The 886-nt window shown below is 28.3% G+C and carries 2 pseudogenes; both read left to right on the forward strand.

From position 1 onward, the window contains the following. Nucleotides 1-286 precede the first annotated feature (286 nt). Nucleotides 287-499: pseudogene (locus tag KI356_RS27585) on the forward strand (hypothetical protein); the annotation flags it as partial. Next, nucleotides 489-623 (forward strand): annotated as a pseudogene (locus KI356_RS28370) (DUF3267 domain-containing protein); the annotation flags it as partial. The pseudogenes KI356_RS27585 and KI356_RS28370, both read left to right, overlap by 11 nt. Nucleotides 624-886: the final 263 nt, after the last annotated feature.

Raw genomic sequence — 886 nt, forward strand, 5'->3', positions numbered from 1 at the left:
TTATTTTTCTAATAACTCATAAAGAAAATAAAAGTACAGTAAAAAGAAGTCCGATAAAAAACGAGTGGCGTAGAATATTTCTATTAATCATTCGTTTTTTATTATATTTACATATATTTTTTAAAAGAGGATTAAAATCCTCCATTTTTTATTATATTTTCCTAAAAAGAGTGTATATTTCTTACAACAATCTACTACTAAGTTTTCGTTAATCACCTCCTTATAATAGGTGTAACGGCATAGAAACATGCTTCCGGAATCAAAAAACGACAAAAAAAGACCACAAGAAGAAAGAGAGCAAGGAAAAGATCCATATGCAGCCTTAGAATCTATAATGCCTTGGGAAGATGTTGTAAACTCCATTGAGGAGGCCAAACAATTATCTAGACCTATGGATTATGACTACTTGGATTTACTCAAGAATCGTTTTACTTATCTACGCAAATATACACCAACCTTATTAGATGTCTTAGAATTTACTTCAACTAAATCAGGGGAGCTGTTTATTATTTGTATGTTGGATAAACGCAATAATTTCTGCTTCAGATATATATAATTCATTATTAATTGCGATTAAACTGAAGAACTCAATTTTTTGTAGAGGTTATTATCATGTGAAATAGTATAAAAAATTTTACCAAATATGTTTCCGTTTAAGAAAGTAGTTAAAAACATACTATTTGAAAGGGAAAAGACCGATCGCTCGGTCTTTTCCCTTTTATTTAATAAAGGTATGATATACATTGTATTTCCTGCCACTATACAATTATTATAAGATAGTTATGCGTTAATTTTAATTTGTAAATAGTTCTATTGTCAGTTTTTTTAGAAATCTTACAAGCGTGTAAGATAAATGAAAGATGAATCAATATGAGCTATAAGACAA

Source organism: Bacillus hominis, from assembly GCF_018332515.1.
Lineage (GTDB): Bacteria > Bacillota > Bacilli > Bacillales > Bacillaceae_G > Bacillus_A > Bacillus_A hominis.